Source organism: Acidiluteibacter sp. (assembly GCF_055129545.1).
On the sequence record NZ_JBSRUB010000035.1, the window covers coordinates 181,233 to 187,258 of the forward strand.

Genomic DNA, 6,026 nt, shown 5'->3' on the forward strand with positions numbered 1-6,026 from the left:
CATTTGCTCCAAATTTAATTTACCGATGCAAGATTTACTAAAAAAATACGAAAACAAGCAGCCAGAAATCGTTTTTGAATGGAAAGATTCTGAAACAGAAGCTGAAGGATGGGTAGTTATTAACTCTTTACGTGGAGGTGCCGCAGGTGGTGGAACACGAATGAGGGTTGGTTTAGACAAGCACGAAGTAACTTCGTTAGCCAAAACGATGGAAGTGAAATTTACAGTTTCAGGACCAGCAATCGGTGGTGCTAAATCAGGTATTAATTTTGACCCAAATGATCCTCGTAAAAAAGGTGTTTTGGAGCGTTGGTATAAAGCGGTTTCTCCATTGTTGAAAAACTACTATGGGACCGGTGGAGATTTAAATGTAGATGAAATACATGAAGTTATTCCGATGACTGAAGCAAATGGTGTTTGGCATCCACAAGAAGGTGTTTTTATAGGTCATTACCAACCTTCAGAAGCTGAAAAAATCAATATTATTGGTCAGCTTAGAAATGGCGTAATCAAAGTAATTGAAGATAAAAATTACAGCCCAGACGTAAGTAGACGATTTGTTGTAGCTGATATGATTACAGGTTACGGTGTTGCCGAATCTGTAAAGCATTATTATTCAATCTATCACAATTCAGACTTAAAAGGCAAAAAAGTAATTGTACAAGGTTGGGGAAATGTAGGTGCTGCTGGTGCATATTATTTAGCACAACAAGGCGCTAAAGTAGTTGGTATAATTGACCGAGTAGGTGGATTAATTAATGAAAATGGATTTTCTTTCGAAGAAATCACAGAGTTATTCTTGAAAAAAGACGGAAACTTCTTAAAAGCAGACAATATGCTTTCTTTTGAAGAAGTAAACTCAAAAATTTGGGATGTTAAAGCAGACATTTTCATTCCATGTGCCGCTTCAAGATTGATCACTAAAGAGCAAGTAGACCGAATGATTGAAGGCGGAATGGAGGTTATTTCTTCTGGAGCAAACGTTCCTTTTGCTGACCAAGAAATCTTCTTTGGCCCTATCGCTGAATACACCGATAACAAAATGAGTATTATTCCTGACTTTATTTCAAACTGTGGAATGGCTAGAGTATTTGCATACTTGATGCTACCTGGTGCTAAAATGACGGATGAAGCTATCTTTAGCGACACTTCAAATGTGATAAAAAAAGCATTAGTTGATGCTCATGCAAAAGATTCAAACAAAGTAGGCATTGCAAAAAATGCTTTTGGTATCGCTTTAAGTAAATTAATCTAATCAGATGGGATATGAAACGCTCATTGTCATTGTATTCATACTGGGATACACGGCAATTACAATTGAACACAGTTTAAAAATAGACAAATTAGTTCCTGCACTGTTGATGATGGCCTTAGCATGGGCTTTTGCAGCCTTTGGACTAGACAGTTTTACTGGTTGGTTCGACTCTCATTCACATAAAATGATGGAAGGGTTTTCATTGTTGAATCACGATGAGAAGCTCCACACCTTAGAGTCTACACTATTACACCATTTTGGTAAAACGTGTGAGATTTTGATTTTCTTGATCGGAGCAATGACCATTGTTGAGATCATCGATCACTTTGATGGATTTTCTACCATTAAGAAATACATTAAAACTGATAGCAAGCGAAAGCTGTTGTGGATCGTTTCAATACTAGCATTTGTTCTATCAGCGATCATCGATAACTTAACTGCTACTATTGTTTTAATCACCATTTTAAGGAAATTAATTCCTGATAGTGAAACTAGAATTTGGTATGCAGGTTTAATTGTTCTTGCAGCAAATGCAGGTGGAGCTTGGTCGCCAATTGGTGATGTTACCACCACTATGCTTTGGATGGGACAACGAGTATCTACAGTTAAACTAATTGAATACTTGATCATGCCTTCTTTCTTGTGTATGGTTGTTCCTTTAGTGATTGCTAGTTTTCTTCCAGTTTTTAAGGGTACATTTAAGATGCCTGAAGAAGAAGGCGAACAAAACAAGATGGGACCTACGATGCTTTACTTGGGACTGATTATGATCGTATTTGTTCCAGTTTTCAAAACGGTAACTCATCTTCCTCCATATGTAGGTATGATGCTTTCTTTGGGAGTTGTGGCTTTCATTGCTGAAATGATTAGTAATCGTCAGTTTAGCATGACAAGTGTAACTAACCAAGAGGAATTGGATCACACCGATGTTCACCATGTAAAAAGCCCTACATTGAAGGCTTTGGCTAAAATCGAATTGCCATCTATTTTATTCTTCTTAGGAATCTTGATGACAGTTGCAGCTTTGGAATCGTTGGGGTTAATCTTCCAATTTGGACAAGATGTACAGACTGTATTGGACAATAAATACTTTGTGTTGCTTTTGGGAGTTGGTTCTGCTATCATTGACAACGTGCCTTTAGTAGCCGCAAGTATGGGGATGTTTGATATGAATACATACGTGATGGACGACCACATTTGGCATTTCATTGCTTATGCAGCAGGAACAGGAGGATCAATGTTGATCATTGGTTCTGCAGCAGGTGTAGTTGCAATGGGAATGGAGAAAATCTCTTTCTTCTGGTATTTGAAAAACATTTCTTGGTTGGCCTTAATCGGGTATGCAGTAGGAGCTTTCTTCTTTATAGTGCTCTACCACTAACCAATAAAAAATAGACCACAATAAAAGCTAACATTTGACTGTTTACAACTAGTCGGGTGTTGGCTTTTTCTATTCTAGTAGAAGACTAATTTAGCTTGTACAAAACATAACTTTTAAAATTGACATTCAATGTTACTGCAAATCAATATGACAGGAGATACGGGATCAGCAATCGCTGAAAACGCTGCGGTTACTCCAACCGAAGAGACACTTTCGATTATGAGTTTGATTACTTCTGGCGGTGTCGGTGGAATGATCATTATGTCAACTCTTTTCATTCTTTCGATTCTGACGATTTACATTTTTGTAGAACGTTATTTAAGCATTACGAAAGCTTCTAAAGAAGATGAAAACTTCATGAATCAGATTAAAGATTTTATCCATGACGGAAAAATAGATGCAGCAAAAGCATTATGCAAAAGCACTCCATCCCCTATTGCTAGAATGATAGAAAAAGGAGTAAACCGAATAGGAAAACCACTTGGAGACATTGCAGCAGCAATCGAAAATACAGGAAAATTAGAATTGTATAAGTTGGAAACTAACCTTGCAGCTCTGGCAACAATTTCAGGAGCAGCGCCAATGATTGGGTTCTTAGGTACAGTAATCGGAATGGTATTGGCGTTTCATGAAATGGCTGCAGCAGGTGGAAACATAGATGTAGCAATGCTTGCAGAAGGAATTTATACAGCAATGGTTACCACTATTGCAGGTCTAGTAGTAGGAATTGTGGCCTACATCGGTTACAACTCATTAGTAGCAAAAGTTGAAAAAGTAGTATTTAGAATGGAAGCTAGAACTACAGAATTCTTAGACATCTTAAACGAACCAGCATAATGGCCATTCGATCAAGAAATAAAGTAAGTGCAAATTTCAATATGTCTTCGATGACTGACATCGTTTTCCTATTGCTAATTTTCTTTATGTTAACCTCCACTTTGGTGAGTCCAAATGCATTGAAACTATTACTTCCGAGTAGTTCAAGCAAAACATTGGCGAAACAAACGGTTTCCATTTCGATAACCAAAGAATTGGATTATTACATCAACGAAGACCCTGTGCAGTTTGAGTACATCGAACCATTATTGCTGAAAGAATTAGCAGGAGATGCTGAGGGATCTATTATTTTGCACGTAGACAAAACAATTGCGATTGAGGAAGCCGTAAAAATCATGGACATCGCCAATAGAAATAAATTCAAATTAGTACTTGCTACAAACCCGAACTAATGCAAATTCTAGAGTCAAAAAATAAAAGAATTGGAATGGCAGCCACGGTAATCTTACACGTGTTGATGTTGATTCTATTTATCTTTTTTGGAATGACTCATATGAATCCGCCACCTGAGGAAGAAGGAATTACCATTAATTTCGGAACTTCAGATGTTGGTATGGGCGATGACCAACCGGTAGAAGAGACATCGACCACGACTCCAGAAGAAGTGATAGACAATACACCAGAGGATGTTCCAACAGAAGTGATAGCTGACCAAGAAGTGTTGACGACAACTGATGATGCTCCTGCTGTGCAGACGAAAAAGAAGAAAGAAGAACCCAAAGAGGTAAAAGAACCGGTGAAGGAAGAACCAAAACCGGATAAAACATTGACCGATGCGTTGAGCAATTGGAAAAATAAGAAAAGCACCAACTCAGGAGAAGGCGATACGGATCAAGCTGGTGATCAAGGCTCCACTGATGGAGATCCCAATAGTGGAAATCGAGTTGGCGGAGGTCAAGGAAATGGCGTTTCTTTTAATCTTTCTGGGAGAAGTATGTTAGGTGCTCCTAGAATTTCAGACAACTCTCAAGAGGAAGGGAAAGTGGTGGTTGATATCATTGTAGACAACACTGGAAAAGTAGTAAGAGCGACACCAGGAGCTAGGGGATCTACGACAACTAGCACTATTTTATATGAAAAAGCACAGAAAGCGGCTTTGGCGAGTAAATTTAATGCCAACCCTAACGCAGCCCAAGAACAGAAAGGCCAAATGACCTTTATTTTCATATTGAATTGATGGATTACAAAGAAACGATTGACTACCTTTTTAGTCAGTTACCCATGTTTCAACGAGTGGGAAACGCAGCTTTTAAAAAGGATTTATCCAACACCATTGCCATTTCAGAAGCACTTGATCACCCTGAGCGAGAATTCAAGTCGATTCATATTGGAGGAACCAATGGAAAAGGATCAGTTTCCCACAGTTTAGCTTCCATATTACAAGAGCAAGGCTACAAAGTGGGACTTTATACCTCTCCGCACTTAATCGACTTCAGAGAGCGAATTCGAATCAACGGAAACGTAATCCCAGAACAATACATTATTGATTTTGTAGCGAATCACCGGCAAGCATTTGAAGAAATACAACCTTCCTTTTTTGAATGGACGGTTGGATTGGCATTCGATTATTTTGCAGCATCAAAAGTCGATTTTGCTATAATTGAAGTGGGTTTAGGCGGTCGATTGGACTCTACCAACATCATCACTCCTATTCTATCTGTGATTACTAACATTAGTTTTGATCACCAAAACTTATTGGGCAATACCTTAGAAGAAATCGCAGGAGAAAAAGCTGGCATCATCAAAGCCAATGTTCCTGTAGTGATTGGAGAGGGTTCAGCAGTGGAAACTATTTTTAAAGTGAAAGCCAAACAGGTTGACTCACCCATTCTGTTTGCTGAAGAAACCGAACAACCCACTTTAGATTTTGACTTAAAAGGATACTACCAAAAGGCAAATTTGAGAACTATTCTATGCGCTTGTGAGGTCTTGAAGACAATTACGCCATTAACTGATACAAGCGTAAGAGAAGGCCTTAAAAAGGTAACCACCAATACTGGTTTGAGGGGACGCTGGGAAATTTTATCAAATTCTCCATTGACAATCTGTGACACTGGACACAATGAAGCGGGCATTAAATTCATTACACAACAACTAAAAGAACTCACCTACTCGAAGTTACATTTCGTAATTACGATGGTCAATGATAAAGACATTAGCAAAGTTATTGGGCTATTGCCAAAAGATGCTGTTTACTACATTTCTGAAGCAAAAATACCAAGAGCGCTATCTAAAGAACTTTTAGCTGAAACAATGTCTGAAATCGGGCTAAACTGTTTGACATTTCAGACAATTGAAGAAGCTATTAAAAGCGCACAAAATGCAGCAAACGAGAGTGATGTAATCTTTATCGGAGGCAGCACTTTCACAGTTGCAGAAGCATTGGAACTTTTTTAATCTTTTTTCATTTTTTTGTTTGCAGAATTAAAAGCTTGTTGTATATTTGCAACCGCTTAGAGAAAAAGCAACCCCAATAACAAGGGCGATTAGCTCAGTTGGTTCAGAGCACCTGCCTTACAAGCAGGGGGTCACTGGTTCGAATCCAGTATCGCC

Annotated in this window: 6 protein-coding genes; all 6 read left to right on the forward strand. The window is 38.4% G+C overall.

The window, feature by feature from the left end; all coding sequences use genetic code 11:
- Positions 1 to 25: 25 nt before the first annotated feature.
- On the forward strand, positions 26 to 1,255 hold the full coding sequence (locus ACTB0X_RS17240; protein WP_463026289.1) for a Glu/Leu/Phe/Val dehydrogenase dimerization domain-containing protein: 1,230 nt from the start codon (positions 26 to 28) through the stop codon (positions 1,253 to 1,255).
- A gap of 4 nt (positions 1,256 to 1,259) precedes the next feature.
- Complete coding sequence (nhaD, locus tag ACTB0X_RS17245) at positions 1,260 to 2,636, forward strand: sodium:proton antiporter NhaD (protein WP_463026290.1); 1,377 nt, start codon at positions 1,260 to 1,262, stop codon at positions 2,634 to 2,636.
- Between the two features lie 129 nt (positions 2,637 to 2,765).
- Positions 2,766 to 3,473 carry a MotA/TolQ/ExbB proton channel family protein gene (locus ACTB0X_RS17250; RefSeq protein WP_463026291.1) on the forward strand — a complete coding sequence of 236 codons (708 nt, stop codon included), beginning with the start codon at positions 2,766 to 2,768 and terminating at the stop codon, positions 3,471 to 3,473.
- On the forward strand, positions 3,473 to 3,865 hold the full coding sequence (locus ACTB0X_RS17255) for an ExbD/TolR family protein (protein WP_463026293.1): 393 nt from the start codon (positions 3,473 to 3,475) through the stop codon (positions 3,863 to 3,865). Before ACTB0X_RS17250 ends, ACTB0X_RS17255 begins: the two co-directional genes overlap by 1 nt.
- Positions 3,866 to 3,900: 35 nt before the next feature.
- Positions 3,901 to 4,650, forward strand: coding sequence for an energy transducer TonB (locus ACTB0X_RS17260; protein WP_463026294.1), 750 nt, complete (start codon positions 3,901 to 3,903; stop codon positions 4,648 to 4,650).
- Positions 4,650 to 5,870, forward strand: a complete 1,221-nt coding sequence (locus tag ACTB0X_RS17265) for a bifunctional folylpolyglutamate synthase/dihydrofolate synthase (protein WP_463026295.1) — start codon at positions 4,650 to 4,652, stop codon at positions 5,868 to 5,870. Before ACTB0X_RS17260 ends, ACTB0X_RS17265 begins: the two co-directional genes overlap by 1 nt.
- The last annotated feature ends 156 nt before the right edge of the window (positions 5,871 to 6,026 follow it).